Origin of the sequence: Halomonas sp. GFAJ-1 (genome assembly GCF_000236625.2) — a bacterium.
Taxonomy (GTDB): Bacteria; Pseudomonadota; Gammaproteobacteria; order Pseudomonadales; family Halomonadaceae; genus Vreelandella.
In genome coordinates, this window is record NZ_AHBC01000025.1 from 1 (window position 1) to 21,780 (window position 21,780).

Consider the following 21,780-nt stretch of genomic DNA (forward strand, 5'->3'; position numbering starts at 1 on the left):
CAGCGACCTCGGCCACGCGATGGCCGCGCTCTACCACCTGCTTGACGGCTTCGATTTTGAATTCTTCAGTGTAGCGGGGATAGCTCATGGTTCCTCCTAGATACCTTTAGTATAAGGCCTGGAGGTGTCTACGAAACCTGGGGCGATTCAGTAATCATCTCAAAAACATCTAGTGGTGCCGTCCAGGGCTTCGAGCCGTTATAAAGCACCACTGGAAACACAGGTGGCAAGCCTTGGCTTGGGGTAATGACCTTCTGCTTGAGCAGCTCGCTGTAGAAACAGGCCACGTAATGCATTAATCGGATCGGCATCGTGCGATCTACCGAGGACTGAAACTCCAACAAGATATACAGATAGACCTCCTGGGTTACGCCTTCCCAAGTGACGTTAACCGACCACACCACGTCCTCGATCTTCTCTTCAAACATCGGGGTGATGTAGTAGCCGCTGTGTTGCTTCAACGTGGCGAACTCCATCAGCTGGGCAATCTCGGCGGGTGCAAAGCCTTCAATCAACTGCTGAACGAACTCCGGATAGCTGAACAACTCCTTGTAGCCGGTATCATGATGTTTGTGAGTAGTATCGGCCATGCACACTCCTGTCTTTATCGTCTAGTCCGGTTTTGAGCATTATTCCAACACACGTTATCTGCCTGCACCCACGACATTGATCAGGAGCTTGCCGCGACAAGACCGTTAAGGTTTTAGCTACGTCAGTCCAGCCTGAACCGTTTAACTTTCATTTCTCGCCCAAGCGCTGTCATCGCTCGAAGACAATGTCGACGTCGCAAATTACGGCATCACGAGTTACGTGAGAAGGCTTACCTCTAGTCTTCAATGATATTCACGCCGACTTGATGCTCAGCGGCAGCCTAACGGTCACTTATGCTGTAAATTTTGAATTTAATTTTGTGACAAAGATAAGCGTACGCAATTGAGCTTAAATTACCTAGCCAGCATTTTAAAAAAATCGCTGAAACCCTTTCCTTCGGCTATTTTCGGCAATTAAAAACAAATTATGAAACTCAAGGAAATCCAAATAAATCCGGCTCATAACCCGAAGGTCATCGGTTCAAATCCGGTCTTATCGCGGGCTTGCTTGCCATCTTTGCGCTTTAAGCCACAGGGTCAATGGCTATTGATTCGCTGAATATACCCTGCTGTCGGTGTGCGGCAGCGGGGCTCTTCCGAACACAATCCATGTGTCCAATGCGGGCCCTAGCTCCTTGACGACACGTAGCTGCTGGGGGTTCTGGGACTGTATTTCTAAAGCACAAATACCAGCGTCGTACTCTCCGTTCAACAGGCCTTGCGAGACGTTGACGATCGATGGCTTTTCAATAAGTACTTCGTAGTGCGATAGGTCTGTGTAAAAACGCGTAGCAGGCTGTAGGGCTAGCGTTTTGGGGGTATCGACACCTGCCCGCGCAACAATGGCCAGGGGTTTGCTGCCAGCAATGAATGCATCCACCGGGAAAGCGCGATGCATATAGCGACCCACGCAGTTTCCGTGCTCCGCGTGGGCAGAGCACTGCAACACATAGTCAACGCTGCTGGATAGCAGCGCCTCGAACGCGTCTTCAAACGCGGTATAGAGCATAATGCCGCCTTGTTGCGGAGCATGCCTATCAAGATAGCGGTTCGCTACCAGTTCATGGTTGCTACCTGTGGGGCCCTAGCGTTGCTATACGCACGTTATTTTCCTTATCTTTGTTAATTTAGGTAGTGAGTATTCCCACCCCTTCCAGGCCTTCTTCCAGTGTATCTCCGCCCCCCAATGGCCCTACTCATTAAGTGCTCCGGCCATAATAAGATCTCCTGACTGTAAGCGGAATAGGCATGACAGCTGGTCACTTACGCTTTCTTGGATCCTGGATTCATAGAGTAAGCACAGCACTTTGGATCACAAGGTAGCGGCAGGAGGACCAGCGCCGGCACCCTCTCTGCCTTACCTACCAAAGTGAAGCAAAATATGAGATACCGACAGCTAACCCAGGGCCAACGATACCCAGTTTTTGCCTATCTTGAGACAGGTATTAGCCAGCGCCAGATCGCTAAAAACGTTGGTGTTCACAGCAGCACCATTAGCCGCGAGATAAAGCGCAACGGGCGAGCCCGTGGCTATACTCACACAGGACGAACGGCAAGTAGTCAGCGACGACGTGCCGCCTAGAAAGTGACAAAGCGACTGCCCAGCCTGATTCGCTGGGTAACAGGCCAACTGATGGACGAATGGAGTCCTCAGCAAATCAGTGGCTTTATGGCCAATGCCAGCGGGGCTTACGTGAGCCATCAGTGGGTAATCTCCCGAAAAACCAAGGTCCTCAAAAGTAGGATTTTCTGTAAGCTAAACGCAGGAGGGAATCGGGTGAAACTGCCTGACTCAAATAAAAAAGTCTTCAGGATAACCGGGGCGGTTCAATACGAGAAAAACAGACAACGGAATTAAACGCCTGCCAGTGGCTCAAATCTCGTGTGCTTTTGCTTTTTCCTTGTTAAAAACAGCCATATAATAATATAAATTAAAATAATCGCTTAAGAGTCCCCCCAGCATGTTCCCACGCTCTACCAAACATTTGAACGATGCGCTCAAGCAGCACACAGCATGTATTTACTTTTCACCCGACGGTACTATTCAAGATGCTAGCCCACTCTTCCTCAAAACGGTGGGCTACTCGATAGAAGAAGTTCGCGGTAAGCACCATCGTATGTTTTGCTTTACAGAAGATATTCAGGACGTGGCCTATGCGTCTTTTTGGGAAGCACTAGCAAAAGGTGAAAGCCAGCAAGGCCGCTTTCGCCGTGTCAATGCACATGGTGAAGAAATATGGCTGGAAGCAACCTACTTACCTGTTAGAAACCGTCGTGGCAATGTGGTGCGTGTATTTAAAATCGCCAACGATGTCACGACAAAACATCAAAATGCGGCTCGTGAACGGGCCATCTTACAGGCACTTGATAACTCTATGGCAGTGATTGAATTCACTCCAGACGGTTATGTTATAGATGCCAATCGCAATTTTGAAAACACAATGGGCTACTCGCTTGTTGAGATTCGCGGCCAACATCATCGGCTGTTTTGCGATAATACCTTTTATCAGCAACACCCAAATTTTTGGGGAGAGCTTAGCAGTGGTGATTTTAAACAGGGCAAATTTCTCCGTTTAAATGCGCGTGGGCACGTTGTATGGCTTGAGGCCACGTACAACCCAATCATAGGACCCGATGGTAACGTGGAAAAAGTGATTAAGTTTGCAACGGACATCACTCAAGAAATGCTTGCCTCTGAAGCGGCCAAAACAACGGTAGGTAGTGCACGCACGTCGTCTAGCCAAACCGAACGTATTGCTCAAGAAGGCCTGGAGCATTTACAACAGGTTGTCTCCCACTTTCAACATGCTGATGACACCCTCAGTCAAGCACAAAGCCTGATTAATGCACTGAGCGCTCAGGCTGAACACATTAATAAAACAGCCAACACAATTGCTCAAATTGCCAGTCAAACTCATCTACTTTCCCTGAATGCTGCTGTGGAAGCGGCAAGAGCCGGAGAGCATGGGCGTGGATTTGCCGTCGTTGCTAATGAGGTTCGCCAGCTTGCCAAAGGCTCAGGCGAAGCGGTCAATGAAATTACCCGCGTGCTAAAAGAAAATAGCGCGTTGGTTAGCAATACTGCTAAAGCCATGCGACTCGTCGTTGAGCAAGGGCAAACCAGCCAAAAAAGCGTACAAGAAATTGAAGCGATTGTGACTGAGATTCTCCAGGGAGCACAGAGCGTCTCCAGCTCTATCGAACAACTAACACTGAGCCCGCCTCATTAATAAGCAGTCCAACACCTATAGGCTGGCCTTTACGTCACTTGCCTCATCAATGCATAGCTATCACCCTGCCTACCTTACTTATCGAAATTAAGTAGATGGCTTCACTAATTAGCGCAGCGCGTGTATACGAATAGCAGAAACACCATAACGATTCGTGTGGAGTAGGAAAAATGACCGAGCTGTCGCAACACTTTTTTTTGACAGACCCCAGCCAGGTAGCACTTTTGCACGGCCACCATAATCATGGCCTTATGGTGCTGTCGATCCTGATTGCGGCGGGTGCTGCTTATGTTGCGCTTGCGTTGGCTGACAGTGCTAAGAGCAGAAACATGCGCAATATGCGTCAGCTGCCCATTCTGTCTGGTGCTATAGCGCTCGGCGCAGGGGTATGGTCAATGCATTTTATAGGCATGATGGCCTTCCAGTTACCTATCCCTGTTAACTATGACTTCGCAGTCACTATTTTTTCCATGTTGCCAAGCTTCATTGCTGCTTGGTACACCCTCAACTTACTGTCGCGCGGAACCATTAACAGCACTCGCTTAATCCTGGGCGGAGTGGTGGTCGGATCTGGTATTGGCTTAATGCACTATAGCGGTATGGCCGCCATGATGATGGACGCCGAGCTTCGCTATAACCCATGGTGGTTTGCGCTTTCGATTATGGTGGCCATCGGGTTAGCGATGCTAGCACTATGGATTAGCTTTGGCTTGCGAGAGCGCTTGAAGTTGCGTTCTAACCAAGTTCGTCTGATCGCCGCAGCAGTAATGGGGCTGGCAATTAGTAGTATGCATTACACTGCCATGCATGCCGCCCTATTCGTGGGCTTCGTTCCAGACAATATATCCATAGATGGGCACGCGCAAAGCAACTTAGCGTTGCTGGTAGCGCTGGTTGCAATCGTCATCGGGTTATTGGTAGCAGGGTTAAATGCCCTAGTAGGCTACCGCCGACTCTACATGAAAAGCAGCGAAACAACGGCGCGACTTCAAGCGATTTTTGATACCGCCGTGGATGGTCTGATTACTATTTCTGAAGAGGGCATCATTCTCAGTTACAACAAAGCCGCTGAGCGCATCCTCGGCTATAAGGCGGAGCAGGTAGTCGGTTGTAATGTTAGCGTGCTTACCCCCGAACCACACCGAAGCCATCACGATAACTACTTGAAGCACTACCTGCACACGGGCGATGCCAAAATTATTGGTACTGGCCGGGAAGTAGAAGCTGTTCACCAAGATGGCCATATAGTGCCAATCCGGCTTGCTATCGGTGAGTCTAAGCTACATGGCCGTAGCACCTTTGTGGGGTTTATTACCGATATTTCTGAGCGCTATGCCATGGAAAAGGCCTTGCAGCAGCGCGAAGAGCAGTACCGCACGCTAATGGCCAATATACCAGGGAGCACCTTCCGTTGCCGTGACGATGCACACTGGTCTGTGGTGTTTGTTAGCGAGGCCATAGAGAAGTTAACTGGGTGGACAGCGCACGAATTTATGTCCGGCAAGGTCTCTTTTAGCGGTTTGATTCACCCTGATGACATACCGAACATTAAAGAAAACCTGCAACACGCCATGGACGAAAAGCGGTCGTACAGCATCGAATATCGCATGCGTAATAAAGAGGGCCAATATCGCTGGGTGTCAGAATCAGCCACTGGCGTCTGGGTAGAAGATGAGCTGCAGTTTATTGACGGTGTCTTACTGGACTTAACCGATCGTAAGCTGATGGAGCAGGATCTGGTAACGGCCAAGAATCGTGCCGAGCAAGCAGCTGAAGCCAAAAGTGCGTTCCTAGCCAATATGAGTCATGAAATTCGCACGCCGATGAACGCCATTATAGGCTTTACCGATCTGTTACTTGATAGCCAGTTGGAACGTGAACAAAAACAGCATCTAACAACCGTGCGAAGCTCTGCGCGCTCCTTATTGAGTTTGCTCAATGATATTTTAGATACCGCAAAACTGGAAAGCGGTGCCACCGAATTAGAAACAGCCGACTTCTCGCTGCGCTCCATCTGTGAACTTCTTACCTCTTCCTTTAAGATCACCGCAGATAAAAAAGGGCTGGAGCTGCACCTGGATTACCCTGATAGCGTGAGTGATTTCTTTCAAGGTGATGGGCTACGTGTTCAACAGATCATCACCAATTTATTATCCAACGCTGTTAAGTTCACCGAACAGGGAGAGGTACTGGTTAAGGTTCGCCACGATGAAAACATGGTACATATCAGCGTACATGACTCTGGTATTGGTATTTCAAAAGATCGGCTAGAGAAAATTTTTGACCCCTTCTCCCAAGCGGATGCCAGCATAACGCGCCGCTATGGCGGCACTGGGCTTGGCACTACGATCGCCCGGCAGTTGGCCGCACGCATGAAGGGGAGAATTGAGGTTGACAGTAAAGAGGGGCGCGGCTCGATTTTCACTGTTTCTTTACCACTTCCTATCGGCAAACCTGTCCAGCCACAACTTGATCAACAACCCGAACCAGATTTACCGCCATTGCATATCCTGGTCGCTGATGATGTGCCACAAAATGTACAGCTACTGCAGGGAATGCTGCAGCGCCGGGGCCACCAAGTCGATACGGCGACCGACGGTAAGCAAGCGCTGGAGCGGTCGACGGCAGAGCGCTACGATATTGTACTGATGGATGTCCATATGCCGAACATGGATGGTCACACAGCCACCAAAGCGATTCGTAGCTGGGAGCAAGAACAAGGACACCCGCGCCTACCCGTGATTGCTTTGACCGCCAGCATTATGGAACAAGATCGGGAACAAGCACATGCAGCTGGCATGGACGGTTTTGCGACCAAGCCCATCGATGCGTCGCTGCTGATGCAGGAAATCGCTCGAGTCATTGGCTTGCAGGCCGCACAGAAACCTGTGCCGCAAACACCAGTAGCAGACAGTAAGAAAACATTAATTGACTGGCAGCGCGGCACTCAGCTTTGGGGAGATGTGCAACAGCACTGGCAGGCCATCAAGACCTTTATTGCAGAACCTCGTAACCAGCCATCGGTGCTATTAGCGACTGGGCAACCAACCCTGGTCGATATCAAAAGTTATGGCCATCGACTGCGGGGAGGCGCTGCCAATTTGGCGCTGACCAAGCTGGTAGCTATCGCTACCGAGCTAGAGCAAGCAAACCTAGAAAAACATAAGCACTTCATCAAACAGATTGAGCAGTGTTTTGAGGAGATCGAACAGGCCTTACAACAGAACAGGCCAGACACTAGCGAATCGTCAGCGCCTGATGCTGCCACGCCTGCTTCTGCGACTGAGCTTGACGTGGAGCAACTGATTAAGCAATTGCAGCAGGGAGAAGCGCCCGCTCAGAAAATGCAAGCCCTAGAACAGCGGGTACCCGCAGAGCTTTACTCACGCTTGATTGAGGCCGTCAATAATTTTGAGCCAGAGCAAGCCGCTGCCTTGTTAGCCGAATACATGTCATCAAACGAGTAAGATGCTGAGCTTCAATTTTCTTTGGCACCGCTTAGTATGAACGGGATAGCAATGACTGAGTTAAAAACACTACTGTTAGTTGATGATGAGCCGATCAATCTACAGGTGCTTCAGAACATTCTGAACAGCAGCTATCGACTGCTATTCGCTAAAAATGGCGAGCGTGCGCTGCAATTGGCCCGTGAACAGCATCCAGACTTAATCCTATTGGATGTGATGATGCCAGGCCTAAGTGGACATCAGGTATGCCAGCAATTAAAAACCGAACCCCACACTGCAGATATACCGGTGATATTTGTCACTGCTTTGTCTGATCCGCAGGATGAAGCAAAAGGCCTTGAGCTCGGCGCAGTAGATTATGTGACTAAACCGGTTAGCGCTCCAGTAGTCAAAGCCAGAGTCAAGAATCATTTGTCGCTGGTACGGTTAGATGAGCTTAAACAAACCCGGCTCGCAGTGGTGCAAAGGCTAGGCCGTGCCGCAGAATATAAAGACAACGAAACTGGCCTGCATGTCATTCGCATGAGCCTTTACACTCAGTTACTAGCCCTACGCCTAGGGTTTAGTGAAGCTGCCGCAGAAGAACTTTTGAATGCCGCCCCTATGCATGACGTTGGAAAAATAGGTATTCCTGATGCCATTTTAAGAAAACCGGGACCGCTTGATGCTGATGAGTGGCGCGTTATGCAAAGTCACACCGCCATAGGCGCGGAAATTCTTGGTGATGACGATTCAACATTGATGACATTAGCCCGTAGCATTGCGCTTTATCATCATGAAAAGTGGGATGGCAGTGGCTACCCCAAGGGGATTAAGGGCGAAGACATTCCTATCGAAGCGCGCATTGTGGCATTGGCCGATGTATTCGATGCCCTGACGAGTGAGCGTCCTTATAAAAAAGCCTGGGCCGTAGAGGATGCAGTGGCATTAATCGAAAAAGAGCGCGGCCATCATTTTGACCCAGACATCGTCGATGCATTTCTACAAAGCTTGCCAGAGTTGCTAGCGATTAAAGATCAGTGGCAACAAGAAGCACCCAAAAGTTAAGGCAGTGCCATCAACAACGCATTACTGTGTCGCCACTCAATCAGAAAGTGGCGTCGTCCAACGCAGGATGGGCACATCAGTCTTTGATCTATGTGCCCCCGGACGTTAGTAGCATAGAGAGTGCAGAAACCTGGGGGCCATTACAACCCAGTATGGAACTCCAGCGCTTAACATCATAGACTCAGTATATTGAGGTGAAAAAGTATGGGATGCCCCTGACCAGCTCTTAAAGTGGTTAGGTTATAGCCAGAGGGAGTGCAATGAGCGATTCAAACAACCACAAAATGGAACAGCTACTCTCTGCATATAGAGAGCGCCTAATGCTCTATAAAACAGAACTTGAAGCCCTTTGGCAGACAGCCGATCATGACGTTAGAAGCGTTCAACATATAATGAGCATTGCCCATAAGCTGAACGGCTCTGGAAAAGCTTATGGCCTTGTGGAGCTGTCCCAGTTGGCACGCGAGCTAGAGCAAGCATGTGAGACTGCAAAGGCTCTCTCCCTCAGAGAGCTAAGGGCAAGCTTATCAATCCCGATACACGCTTTACTAGCGACTCTTGAGCGTGAAACGATTGCACGACACAGCAATCGCGCGCCAAATTGCCAGCCGAACAGTGCGCTTCAGGTAAACGATACTTCAAATACCATTGATATCTTATTGATAGATGACGACCCTGATTTTTCGAATCAGTTGAGCGAAGTACTTAGCCAATATGGCTATCAGGCTCATTGCCAAGATGATATTACGCAGTTAGATCAAGCTATCGCAGACTATGACCCCGTGGCTTTGATTGTTGATATGGACTTTTCCGGCCAGCGCTTTGCCGGTGCCAATCACGTCAGTAGCTGGCGTCAAAGCAGTGGCGCTCCATTACCTGTTTTTTTCGTGTCTGGGTATGACTCTTTTGAGCTACGCCTCGCATCAGTTAGGGCCGGAGGAACGCACTACCTTCGAAAGCCTCTGGACATACCTAAGCTGGTCTCGCTGCTCAATTCAGAATTAAACATTGCCCCAAGCGAGCCTTATCGCGTGATGTTAGTCGACGATGACAATGACTTACTCAAACTCTATGACGAGTTTTTAACTAACGCAGGTTATAACGTCACTATCGCCACCAGTGCTCAGGATGCATTAAGGCTATTAGAACAAAGCCACCCAGAACTGATATTAATAGACGTATATATGCCTGGCTGTAACGGCATTGAGCTCGGTAAAATCATCCGCCAGCATGAAGAGTTTGCAACTATACCGCTGTTATTCATGTCTGCGGCAGCGGATACCGATATGCAATTAGCCTGTGCTCGGTTAGCTAACGATGAGTTTATCAATAAGCCCATCGAGTTATGGCGTTTATTAATGGTCGTCAAGTCGAGAGTTAAGAAAGGGCGCCACCTGCGCTCCCACATAGGCACATTGACTGTCGCTGATGCACAAGCTGCTCATGACTCACTGACAGCGTTGCCCAAACTTGCTAGCTTGCTGCGTGATATTGAAAAAGCACTGCCAAGCCAAACGCCAGAAAACGTAATAGCGGTTGCGAAAATCGACATTCGTGACTTTCACACTATTAACAACCTCCACGGCTATTATTTTGGCGATGAAGTCTTACAGCGACTTACCTGGGAGTTAACCCAGCGTATAAACCCAGGCGATACGCTATATCGGGAAAGCGGAGATGAATTTCTGCTTCTAACCCAAGCGCATACAAACCAAGCATCTGTAGAGCGCTATATTAGCAGCCTTATAAAGGCTATCGAGGACGCTCAAATAGTGTCGAAGCACGGCATGATGGTTCTTACAGCAGACGTGGGCGTCGTGTTTTCTACAAAAAACAGCACCGCAGGAGAGCTACTCGACCATGCCGACATGGCGATTTTTAAAGCAAAGAAATCACCCACTGCAGAGGTCTGCTATTTTGATGAAGCTCTAAAGCAGGCTCAAAAGCAATGTTTCCTTTTAGAAAACGCAATTCAAAAAGGGCTTGCTAATGATCAGTTTATCGCCGTGTATCAACCAATTTACCAGGTAAACGACAATAAACTCGCTGGTTTTGAGGCCTTAGCCCGCTGGCAACACCCCGAGAGAGGGCTGCTTGGCCCAGGCGAATTTATTCCTTTGATGGAAGAGAAAGGCCTAATATCTCGTCTTACCTACCAGATGTTAACGCAGGCATTATCACAGTGCGCTACTTGGCATCGTAAGCACCCTCATTTGTTTATGTCGCTTAACCTGTCTGCTAGAGATATCCAGAAACCACTATTTTTAGATCATCTAACATCCTTATTGTCCCATTACCAGCTAAACCCATCTCGTATTGTGCTAGAGATAACAGAATCCCTACTGCTTTTCGACTGGCAACAGGCGAGTTACCTGCTTCGGCAACTCGGAGATTTAGGTGTTCAGCTAGCACTGGATGATTTTGGCACCGGATACAGTTCATTAAGCTACTTACAACGCATTGATGCCGCCAAGTTAAAAATAGACCGAAGCTTCATACATCAATGGTCTTTGACGGGCGATGCACGACTGTTACAAACCATGGTGCAGTTAGGCAAGACAATGAATATGTCTATCATCGCTGAGGGTGTAGAAAAAACAGAAGAGTTGTCATTTTTACGTCAGCTAGGCTGCGATCAGTACCAGGGCTTCTTGGCCGCTAAACCTATGATGGCAGAAGAAATAGAGCAAACGCACTGGGCCTAGCGAAATAACTGCCCTTTAAACCCTAACCATTGTGCAGCTAATGACATAATTCAAATGCGGCCTAGTGCACATCGCGCACACTAGGCCACTTTATAGCGGCTAGAAAAAATTAACTAAGTTTATCTCTCGACAGTCGCGTAGACCGAATGCGTGCTTTAATACCATCAATTAGCGTATCTGCCGATAGCCGAGATTTAAGTAAGACGGCCTCAACCTGCTCATGCTGCTGATGCGTCATATCGCTCCCTGATAAGATGACGATTTTGGCTTCAGGTTGGCTAGCACGAATTTCAGGGATTAGTGTCCAACCTGACCCATCAGGCAGCCCAATATCGAGCAATACCACGTCATACGCCTGCTCTTTCAAACGCGAGCGAGCACTCTCTAAGGTATAGGCTGCCTCAAACGTAAACGACTCACCGGCCATCGCCGCTACCACTTCATGTAAGTCGAGATCATCTTCAACATGCAGAACCCGTGGGTGATGCTCGCGATTAGCTGACAACTGTTGTTGAACCATGTCAATTAATCGAAGTTGATCGATGGGTTTAGCTAGCCAATCGATATTGGTTGCATCGCCATTGATCGCTAAGCGCCCTTGCTCTACTTTCGCTGAAACCACAACAATCGGTAAATCAGCGGTATCAGGGTGTCCACGCAAGGTACGGATAATCTCCAATCCGCTGGTGTCTGGGAGCATCAAGTCCAAACTCACAAGGTCATACTGCGTGTTTTGAAGCACGCTCAGTGCCTCTGCCCCATTAAAGGCAATATCGACCCGATACCCTGCATCGCTGAGCATCATGCTTAACAGAGTGGCCACATCCTTATCATCTTCAACCACCAAAATACGGGGCGCGTCACGGTTCTCAGCGTCCATCTCCAGCGGCTGAGAGGCTTTTACCGCCGTTTGCGCCAATGGTAATTCAAAGAAAAACCGCGAGCCTTCACCCTCTGTAGACTCAAAATCAATGCGCCCTCCCATATGCTCTATTAGTTCTCGCGTAATGGCGAGTCCAAGGCCGGTTCCCTCTTTAGCACGGGTATCCGAGGAGTCTGCTTGAGCAAAACGCTGAAACACTTTGCTACGAAACGAGTCAGCAATGCCTGGGCCACGATCAATCACGCTGACGACTGCGTTATGATTTGAGGTTTCAACAGTCAGCGTGACCTCCCCACCTTCGGGTGAGAATTTAATGGCATTGGATAACAAATTGGCCAGCACTTGCATCAACCGCGAAGGATCGACATTTACCATCAAATCAGGTGATTCATCAGCCAGCAGCAGTGTCACCCCATTCTCACTGCCATAATGGCGATTAGCCTCTAGGGCCTGCTCGATCAACGGGGCCAACGCATGCACTTGCATATCGAAATGCAACTTTCCTGCAGCGATTTTTTCGATATCTAGTAAATCATTGATTAAATGGGCTAAACGCTTACTATTACGATGAGCTGTCATTAACAGCTTTTGAGCTTTTTCTGGCATCTCACCAAATGCCCCTCCCACCATTAAACCGAGGGCGCCAGAAATAGACGTTAACGGCGTGCGAAGCTCATGGCTAACAGTGGAAATAAACTCACTCTTAAGCTTGTCTGCTTGCTTACGCGCTGTAATATCCTCCGCGATACCCAGGTAGCCGCTAATATTATCGGCGCTATCGCGCATGGGGGTCACGACTAGCGATACCGGTATACGACGGCCACTCTTATGAACGTATGTCCACTCTCGTGTCTCCGAGCCATCTCTCTCGGCGTGTTCTACAAATACCCTAAACCCTTCAACCGTTCGGTCTAGCTCAGCACTAAGCTGTTCTGAGCGCAGCTCTACTTCGTCTTTGAGGTGTAATATAGCCGGGGTTTGCTTACCTACCATGTCTGCCTTACTGTAACCCAGCATATTCTCGGCACCTTTGTTAAAGGCGGTAATCATGCCGTTCGTATCTGTCGCAATAATGGCTACTTCAGATGCCGCTTCTAGAATGTTAAATAAAAAACGTTCAGCGTTACGAACAGCAGTATCCGCCGCTTTCCGCTCATAAGCTAAACGGTTCATCGCCCGCGCGAGGGCTCGTGCCTCTGGCCCGCCCCTTTCACGGAAGTCATCATCAAAACGTGCGTGGTCGGCCATTTGCTCGATACGCCGTGTGATTCGTTCTATGGGGTGCGTTAAGCTTCGTGCAACCCAGGCCCCCACTAGAGCAACGAGCACCATGGCGAACAGTGCAATCCATAGAAACTGTCGAAAGGATGCTTTTACAGGTGCGATGGCTTTCTCATAAGGAATTGCTCTTAGTACGACCCAACCGAGAGAATCCAATTGTTGGCTGGCCGTAAGATATCGTTGCTGCTGATATTCAACGATGGTTCCCGGTGGGTTCAGTGCCAGAGCGGCATCGACAAATGCGTCAGCACCATCATCTGGTAACGACGCTACCGTATCGACACGCTCTAACATGGAGACGTACAAGCGGTGTCTCGGGTCAATGATTAGAGTCGTACTAGATTCAGCCTCCTCTAAGCTAAAATTATCGATAAGCGGCGTGCTGGAAAGATCTAAGACTCCGCCCACATACCCCATAAGACGATCGTCTGAAGACAGCATAGGCTGCAAATAGGAAATAAGCGGCAGCCCCGTTGCACGTCCAATAATGGGCTCAGAAATCACTGCATCTTTAGTTTGCCAGGCACGCTGGAAGTGAGGACGGTCGGCATAGTTGGTGCCTATACGCCCAGGAACGTGGCGGTTTTCTGCGATAGCCGTGCCATCCGCATCAAAAACCAGCAAACCATCAGGAAACAGGTCGCCAGCAACCGAAGGTTGCTCCAATAAGGTTTGTAGCTCTTGATCGCTACGTAATCTGCCATCGTCATTGAGTAAGCGCGTTGCAAAGGCTTCTAAACCAAGTTTTCGCTGCTGCTGGGATAGCTCCAGCTCAGAGGCTAATCGCCTGATCTCAGACGCCTCACGCTCCACCACAATAGACTCATAATCAGCAACCATGACTTGATACACGGTAACTAGAATCCCGCCAACGAGAATACCGCTGGTGGCAAATACGAGCAGAACAATACGCACACTCAGCGGGATTTTCAGCATTGGTGATACCTTGGTAAGGATATAAAGAAGTCAGCGCCCTCACCTACCGCATCACGGTAGCCAATGTCGCCCCTCATCTGTTGGCAAATTTCTTGGCTAATGGCTAAACCAAGGCCGGTTCCTGACAGCTTGCGCGTATTGCTGCCATCTGCTTGCGCGAAACGCTGGAACAAACTGGCACGAAACTCAGGGGCAACGCCAGCACCATAATCGCGCACGGAAATCTCGACAGTGTCTTGATGCAGCTTGACCGCTATCTCCACCGCTTTCCCCATGGGAGAAAACTTAATCGCATTGGATAATAAGTTATTAAGTGCTTGAATAAAGCGAGGGCCATCAACCTCAACCCAGACACTTGGCACAGCGTCCGAGAGCTGAATAAACACCTGATGTTGCTTACTGTAGCCATGCATGGCTTCGATGGCTTCGTGCAGTAAAGGGGCCAGGGGCTGCACGCTTACATTCATCGGCATTTTGCCAGCAACCAACTTTTCTATATCCAGCAAATCGTTAATCAGTGTTGTCAAACGTTTGGCATTGCGTTCCGCGGCATTGACGAGCGACTGCGCTTTTTCGGGTAACGCGCCTGCCGCCCCCCCTTTAAGTAATCCAAGTGAGCCTTGGATAGACGTGAGAGGCGTACGCAACTCATGACTGACAGTAGAAATAAACTGGTCTTTCATTTTATCCAGCTTACGGCGCTCTGTTATATCTTCAATCAGCGACCAAATTACCTGCTGGCCGTTCTGCTCTCGGCTTAGCATGCCTTGTAAGCGGACTGGATAACGACTGCCATCTTTACGAATATACTCTTTTTCGAAAGGACCATAGCGTCCCGTCGTTTTTAAACTTAAAAGCGCCTGCTCTTCTTCGGGCAGATACTCTTTTGGCGTAACGTCCCAATAGCTCAATGACACAAACTCATCGCGTGAATAGCCTGTTGGGTCGATCAGCGCATCATTCAAGTCAATAAACTGACCTGTTTCGAAATCATTGAGGGCAATACCAATAGGTGAAAAATCAAAGAGTCCTCTTAGTCGTGCTTCACTACTTTCCAGGGCCAAACGTGCCTGCTCTTGCTCATGAACATCTCGCAAATAACCGTGCCATAAGGTGCTGCCATCAGCGAGGCGCTCAGGTTTCGCCTGTCCCAATACCCAGCGATAACCGTGTTCATTAGACTGCACTCGGTATGTCGCCTGCCAGTCTCCCAGCGTATTCGCTGAATGCTCGATAGACACACTCACAGCATCCAAATCATCGGGATGAATTTTTGCCCACGCAGGCGTGGCATCGTGAGCGGCTTCTTCGGGGGTCAGCCCATATAGAGCTAGAATTTGAGGGGAGCTAAAAGGAAATGTGACGCGGCCATCGGCAAACCTGCGGAACTGATAGATAACGCCCGGTAGCTGGGCAGTCAACTTACTAAGACGCTCATGATGCAGGCTGCTCGCTAAAACACCGGATAGCCAACGCGCCAGTAAACGTATAAAAAGCTTCTCTCTATCATCGTAATCTTCTAATCGCGCATTTCCTGCGGAAAAATTGAGCGTTCCAAATGCACTACCCTCGACCTCAATGACAATACCAGTATAAGCGCCTAGCGGATGCTTCTCATAACAGGGATGGTGTTTTAATTCGCAGCTCTCGGCATTAGCAATAAACAGTTCGCGCGCTTGCTCCGAGTCTCCTGAAAAAACATGGTGGCACCAAGTATGCCCCAACGCGAAAGATTGACCTGCATATATCGCGGTACCTAAAACGGCATCCACCCAGCGTACCGTATAAACATCACCCTCGATTTGGCTAAGAATCGCCAAATCCATGTTCAGGTAGTGTCTTGCCTTTTTTAGCGCATAGTTGATTTTTTCATCGAGCGTCACGTGTGAAGAAAACGCGATTTCGTTGAGCAGCATCAATGCATCATGATGCTTGTTTAGCTGGCTTGCCGTATTCCGTTCACGGGTAACATCAACAATGAAGCCCTCAAGAATAACAGGATAGGTAGCATCATTTCGTATGCACTTCCCTCGCTCTTCTACCCAACGCCATGCGCCGTCCCGGTGCTTGATACGATACTCAAAATGCCACTCTGTATCGTCAGTCATTGCAGCGGCGACCGCCTTTTCCAATGCAGGCGCATCATCGGGATGAATTAAATCAGCGTAACAAATGCTTTGATTGCCAATTAACTCCTCGGCGGGATAACCACTTACCTGATCCACCTGCCCGCTGATATATAGCATTGTCCAGTGTTCATCAGGTAAGCAGCGGTAGGTCACGCCAGGCATATTATTGATAATAGAGGCCATTTGATCGTGGTGGTTGGCAACCAGTTCAGTTTCTAGTGCTGAACATGACTGATGACGGAGTTCATCAGCGTGTATTAACTCTTCAACCGTCGCGGCGAGGTCTTCAAGTATCGTGATTTGCTCCGGAGACAGTACTCTTGGTTGTGTATCGATCAGGCAAAAGGTTCCAATGCTGTGCCCACTACGGGTGTGCAACGGTATACCCGCATAAAAGCAGATATGAGGCGCGCCGATGACAAGAGGATTCTCAGAAAAACGAGCATCTTCTAATGCGTTTTCAACAATTAAGGGAACGTTGTCCAAAATCGTGTGGCCACAGAAAGAGATACTCCTTGGTGTTTCTTTGACGCCAAGTCCTTGGCATGATTTGAACCACTGCCGATCCTGATCAATTAATGAAACCAACGCAATGGGTACTGAAAACAGTTCTCGGGCGAGGCGTGTGATACGGTCAAAACGCTCTTCACACTCGCGATTCAGCAAACCTGTCTCAACCAGTGCACGCTGGCGCTCGGTTTCATTTTCAGGGATCGGTGGTGTCTTCATTATCAACCTCTGCTATCACATCCGGGGCGGTGCTCACCTGACGCTAAACAAACACGGTTACGGCCACTGTGTTTGGCCTGATATAGCGCTTGATCAGCTCGATTAAGCAGAGACTCAGCCGTATCGTCAGGAAAATGCTGGTTATCCACCACGCCTGCTGACAAGGTGCAGGAGAACGGTTCTCTGCCCCCAGTAAACTGGATCGCTGCAAAGTCTTCACGCAGACCGTTTACCATACTAATAGCATCATCGGCAGTACATTCGATCAATACCAACGTAAACTCTTCTCCACCGTACCGGCCTAGTTTATCGGTCCCCCGGAAACGTTGACGCAACAACGTACCCACAGCGGCAATCACCAGGTCACCGACCGCATGCCCATGGGTGTCGTTCACCGCCTTGAAATGATCAATATCAAGCATTACCACACTAAACGTTTGGGGCTTGCGTTGCGCGAGTAGCCACTGGTCTTGTAAAGCTTCTTTAATACTCGCGTGTTTAAGAAGCCCGGTGAGCGCGTCTCTATTTTTAGTATCCTCAAGCTTACGCAGTCGCATGACGCGGGATCGGCACAGCTTGATAAGCAGGTCGTTATCGATAGGCTTTTCGAGAAAAGCATCCCCTCCTCTCAATAACGCCTGGCCGCGCAACTCTGCATTAGATTCGCCAGAGAGGTAAATAATAGGAACTTGCGACCAGCGCTCCACTTGGCCCAGCAGAGCCGCTATTTCTGCCCCAGTGATTCCCGGGAGCCAAAGATCCATCAGGATTAGCTCTGGGTTAACATCACTAATCGACTCAAATAAGGCGTCAGGACGGTTAAACACACTGACCTGCATACCAGCCTCTTCAAGCACGCATTGAAGATGGAGGGCTAATTCGACGTCATCCTCCACAATCATGACACGCTCAGGCTGACTATCTTGCGTTTTGATTCGCTGCGCTATATGAGCGGCCAGTGATATCATGTCCAAAGGTTTGACAAAATAGTTTTGCCCGCCGCTGCGCAACGCATGGAGTCGCGCAGTAAAGCTTTCCTCAGTACCCGTAAAAAAAATTGGGCAGCTGTAATCTTTCAGATACTTTTGCCAAAAGGCTACCGGATTTTCCTTAATCGCTTCGCGCTGAGTGGCGCGATGGTCAATCAATAGCAAGTCTGGAGGCACCCCATTATCTTGGTGCAACGCTTCAGCATCTTTGAAATGCCGTACTTGGAAGCCAAAGCTGTAAAGCTGTTGAACCATATATTCCGCTAATATGGCATCTCGCTCTACCAGCCAGATAGAAGGGGCGCCATCAACATCTGCCAGGCGAGTGGTCTCCATGCCCACCACTGACTTTTGGCTTGTATCTACTTCAAGCGCGTTTTGTAGTTGCTTAATCCAACCCGACACAGGCAGTGATTGCTTGACATCTTGCTGTAGAACCTGCGTGACCTGCATTTCGTACTCTCGGGCTTGGCGCCCAAGACTTTCAAAGCCGAAAGTGCCTGCTGAACCTGCCAGGGAGTGAAGCGCTGAATTTAATTGCTGCAGGGTTTCATCGCATGAAGCATCTCTTTCAAGGCGCCCAGCAAGCTCGGTAAGCAGTTGAAACTCAGAGGAAAGACGCTTTAAGTAAGCTTTAGAAAGCGCCTGTAAGCGCTGAGAAACAGCCTTAGAGGAAGCAGTATCAGTCATGGAATTTTTTCCAAATAGCTCGAACGTCGTCAGCGAGCGTCATGGGGTCAAACGGCTTGGCGATTACATCTATCGCCCCGAGATCTTTATATCTTGCCACTTCCTCAGGGTGAACTTTAGCGGTCATAAAGGCGACCGCTGTTGTTGCGCTAACGTACCCATGCTGCCTCAGCGCCATCAGCGTGCTGGGCCCGTCCATACCCGGCATCATGACATCAAGCAAAATCATTTGTGGCGTAAATTCGCCTACTTCCTTTAATGCTTGCTCGCCAGACTCACAGATTTTAGCCGTTAACCCACCTACATCCTCTAAAGCCATACTTGCAATATCGCGGATATCAGGGTCATCTTCGACGTACATCACTTTTACAAGCGTATCCATATAGCACCCTCACAACTCTTTTAACCAGTAAATGATATTTCCACCGTATAACCTTTGTACTATGCCACTAGAGATGGCGACTATGAGCAGCTCGACACCCACTGCAATATTACCTCACCGTGAGAGCTACAATTCAGTATCATCACTGCTGCTTAGCTTAGCCACGTCTGCTTTTGCATGAAAAGATCCTATTTAGCCCTTAGCGACGTGATTACGTCCTAGGTGTTTTGCCTTATAAAGGGCCCGGTCGGCGCGAGCCATTAAGCTCTCGTTGGTATCATCGGCCAAGTAGCCTGTTACGCCAACACTGGCGGTAATAGGCACTGGTTGCCAAGTATGCGCTTCAATGGCTTGTCTTAAGCGCTCTAGAGCGTTGTAGGCTTCTTCAAGTGACGTTTCTGGCATTAGCAGTGCAAACTCCTCGCCGCCGATGCGGGCGGCCAGGTCACTGCCCCGCATCTGAGAGGCAAGCAATAGGGCAAGCTCTTGTAATACCTGGTCTCCTACGGCGTGCCCATGGGTGTCGTTAATGGGCTTAAAGTGGTCAATATCCAGAATGGCTACGCTAAACGCATCCGAGTGGCGGCTGACGAGTGCGCGGGCAAGACGCTCTTCTAAAGCGAGATCGAAATGGCGCCGGTTAGGCAAACCGGTGAGCGGGTCACTCCTAGCTTCGTGCCCAAGCTTTAAGGTAAGGCGTTGAAGTTCTTGGTTATGAGACTCCAGTTGGGTGCGCATCAACTCCAGTTCGTTAATCATCTTGCTCTTTTCTGCTAAAGCGCACTGAGCCGCTTGTCTCGCCTCTAGCAGGTCACGCTCTAGCTGGTCTTTGCGGGCAATTGGTAACATGGCAATGAGGGTTATGGGGGGGTCGGGCGAATCTATGCGGCGCGCGCTGCAGAGCACAGGGAACGGGTTGCCGTTTTCCACGTGCAGACTAAGGTGCACTTCATCTACAGCCCCCACATCGCTAAGCCTAAACACCAGCACCCCTTGGTAAAGTAGGCGTGCTTCTGCGGTAAACAGCTCGCTAGCGGGCCGGTTAAGCAGCTGTTTTTCCGTGCGGCCAATCCAGTCACTTAGCGTGTCGTTAACCTGAAGTATCCTTCCTTGCTCGTCTAATACGACTAGGCCCGAGGGGGCAAGCTGCCAACAATCGGAAAGATCCACGGGCTTTACTGGCATAAGTGTGAATTTCTCTGTTTTGCGAGGTTAGCCTGGAGTGCTTCAGCCAAAGTGTCTGGGTGTGTCATCTGGGGGTAATGGCCTCCCGCATCGAGGACCACTAACTCGCTCTCAAAGAGATGCTGTTGTAGGTACTCAGCAGCTTCAAGAGGCACAATAGCGTCGCGCGATGTTTGAAAAATGGAACTCGGTACCGTGACCTTAGGCAGGTAGTGGCGGGTATCGCCCAGAAAAATAGAGTGGGCGAAGGGCCGTAATACATCCGGTGCTATGTTCAAAAAACGCTGTTCCAGGTTGCGTTGGTGCGGCTCGGTAATGGCGTCTCCCAGTGCCACACGCGATATCGCACCTGCCCAATCCAGGTAGTTTTGCTCCATCAGTTGCATCAGGCCCTCAAGCTGCTCGTGAGTATAGCCGCCGTGATAGTCGGGCGGGTCGTCCAGGTAGCGCGCAGAGCTGCAGATCATCCCCAAGCGACTAAATGCGTTAGGGCGCAGAATAGACGCCAGCATTCCAATGGTGCCACCGATGGAGTGGCCTACCATAATGGCGTTTTCCAACTCCAATTCATCACATAGCGTGGCGATATCTTCGGCATGACCAGCGGGCGTTGTATGCCGCTGGTTATCGTAGAACTCAGGGGCAGCACCACCGAATCCCGCAAGATCGACGAAAATCAAGCGGTAGTCATTTTCCAGTGCAGGGATGAGACGCCGCCATACTGTCTGATCACACCCGAAGCCATGAATAAGCAGTAAGGGCGTGACGCCTTGGCCGTGCTCATTGACATTGAGAAAGTGGCGAAGTGAGGTCATAAAAGCTCTCTTTTATAATTATAACTAATACTATTACGTCAGTATGTGCTAAGGCGTTAAGCTGATCAACGCTATTGAATAAAGCAAAAAATGAATACTTCAGATTAGCTGTGGCATAAACCATTGAAGCATTACCGAATACTGACGTTTGGTATCGGCTAACCTTTGTGGTGGCTGATGGGGGTGGGACTGAATATCAAGGTCACCGCGCTTCTGAACCTGCTCAGTAACAGTGGCCACATCAGACCGCTCGACGGATGAAAACCGCGAGTTGTTTCATGCAACACAAGCACTTCGACAGCTGTGACTTTAAAGGTGGCACCTGCTCCGACCAAGTTATCGTTCTGCACTACCAGGGTAGCGAAAGGAGCCTACCCATATGTCGGGAACCCGCAGCATTTGAACTGATGCTCGATAGCACCGTCAGAAGGGTACGAGAAAAGGGTTGGCTTTCGCCGACAAGGTATTACTCTCCACTCTTGCAGTATGGGGACATAGCGGAGCATTTATGGACTACGAACATGCAATTGTGAAAGTCGAAGACGGCATTGTCACTCTGCTTTGCAACAACTGCGGCTCTGCCATTGCTAAGGGTGCTCAACACGAAGATAGGGAGCACTTTTGTACAATGTGTATGAGCGGTAATTGCAAAGCAAAATTCAAGACAGAAAAGTAACAAGTTGGGGCTGAGGCATAGCAGCGCCGGCGATGAGCGACAAATG

General features: G+C 49.5%; 13 protein-coding genes and 1 pseudogene. 5 read left to right on the forward strand and 9 right to left on the reverse strand.

Annotated features, from left to right (window positions below; all coding sequences use genetic code 11):
* From MOY_RS06590 to MOY_RS06600, 3 genes are all read right to left on the reverse strand, one after another.
* Positions 1-88, reverse strand: an 88-nt coding sequence (locus tag MOY_RS06590; RefSeq protein WP_009097882.1) for an IS3 family transposase, incomplete at its 3' end; no start/stop codon positions are given.
* A 40-nt stretch (positions 89-128) separates the two neighbouring features.
* Positions 129-590, reverse strand: a complete 462-nt coding sequence (locus tag MOY_RS06595; protein ID WP_009097884.1) for an Rpn family recombination-promoting nuclease/putative transposase — start codon at positions 588-590, stop codon at positions 129-131.
* A 544-nt stretch (positions 591-1,134) separates the two neighbouring features.
* Complete coding sequence (locus MOY_RS06600; RefSeq protein ID WP_009097886.1) at positions 1,135-1,599, reverse strand: hypothetical protein; 465 nt, start codon at positions 1,597-1,599, stop codon at positions 1,135-1,137.
* A gap of 372 nt (positions 1,600-1,971) precedes the next feature.
* On the opposite strand from MOY_RS06600, the pseudogene MOY_RS17765 reads away from it, so the two are divergent.
* The 5 genes and pseudogenes from MOY_RS17765 to MOY_RS06625 form a co-directional block, all read left to right on the forward strand.
* Positions 1,972-2,301: pseudogene (locus tag MOY_RS17765) on the forward strand (transposase); the annotation flags it as partial.
* Positions 2,302-2,551: 250 nt separating this feature from the next.
* A complete protein-coding gene (locus tag MOY_RS06610; protein ID WP_009097890.1) occupies positions 2,552-3,820 on the forward strand; it encodes a methyl-accepting chemotaxis protein in 1,269 nt (422 codons plus the stop codon).
* 170 nt (positions 3,821-3,990) lie between these two features.
* The gene (locus tag MOY_RS06615; protein ID WP_009097893.1) at positions 3,991-7,287 is read left to right on the forward strand and encodes a PAS domain S-box protein; all 3,297 of its coding nucleotides are present in this window, start codon (positions 3,991-3,993) and stop codon (positions 7,285-7,287) included.
* A 51-nt stretch (positions 7,288-7,338) separates the two neighbouring features.
* Positions 7,339-8,334 (forward strand): response regulator, encoded by a 996-nt coding sequence (locus MOY_RS06620; protein WP_009097894.1) that lies wholly within the window; start codon positions 7,339-7,341, stop codon positions 8,332-8,334.
* A 260-nt stretch (positions 8,335-8,594) separates the two neighbouring features.
* Complete coding sequence (locus tag MOY_RS06625) at positions 8,595-11,039, forward strand: EAL domain-containing protein (RefSeq protein WP_035540296.1); 2,445 nt, start codon at positions 8,595-8,597, stop codon at positions 11,037-11,039.
* A gap of 109 nt (positions 11,040-11,148) precedes the next feature.
* On the opposite strand, the gene MOY_RS06630 is transcribed toward MOY_RS06625, so the two are convergent.
* From MOY_RS06630 to MOY_RS06655, 6 genes are all read right to left on the reverse strand, one after another.
* Complete coding sequence (locus MOY_RS06630) at positions 11,149-14,139, reverse strand: response regulator (RefSeq protein WP_009097899.1); 2,991 nt, start codon at positions 14,137-14,139, stop codon at positions 11,149-11,151.
* Positions 14,133-16,997: a PAS domain-containing protein gene (locus tag MOY_RS06635; RefSeq protein WP_009097902.1), complete on the reverse strand. Its 2,865-nt coding sequence runs from the start codon at positions 16,995-16,997 to the stop codon at positions 14,133-14,135. Before MOY_RS06635 ends, MOY_RS06630 begins: the two co-directional genes overlap by 7 nt.
* Positions 16,998-16,999: 2 nt before the next feature.
* Positions 17,000-18,676 (reverse strand): diguanylate cyclase, encoded by a 1,677-nt coding sequence (locus MOY_RS06640; RefSeq protein ID WP_009097904.1) that lies wholly within the window; start codon positions 18,674-18,676, stop codon positions 17,000-17,002.
* Positions 18,669-19,058 (reverse strand): response regulator, encoded by a 390-nt coding sequence (locus tag MOY_RS06645; RefSeq protein WP_009097906.1) that lies wholly within the window; start codon positions 19,056-19,058, stop codon positions 18,669-18,671. The genes MOY_RS06640 and MOY_RS06645 overlap by 8 nt, the downstream gene beginning before the upstream one ends.
* Positions 19,059-19,250: 192 nt before the next feature.
* A complete protein-coding gene (locus MOY_RS06650) occupies positions 19,251-20,243 on the reverse strand; it encodes a GGDEF domain-containing protein (protein WP_009097907.1) in 993 nt (330 codons plus the stop codon).
* Entirely contained in the window at positions 20,234-21,058 is an 825-nt protein-coding gene (locus MOY_RS06655) for an alpha/beta fold hydrolase (protein ID WP_009097909.1), read from the reverse strand. The genes MOY_RS06650 and MOY_RS06655 overlap by 10 nt, the downstream gene beginning before the upstream one ends.
* Positions 21,059-21,780 lie beyond the last annotated feature (722 nt).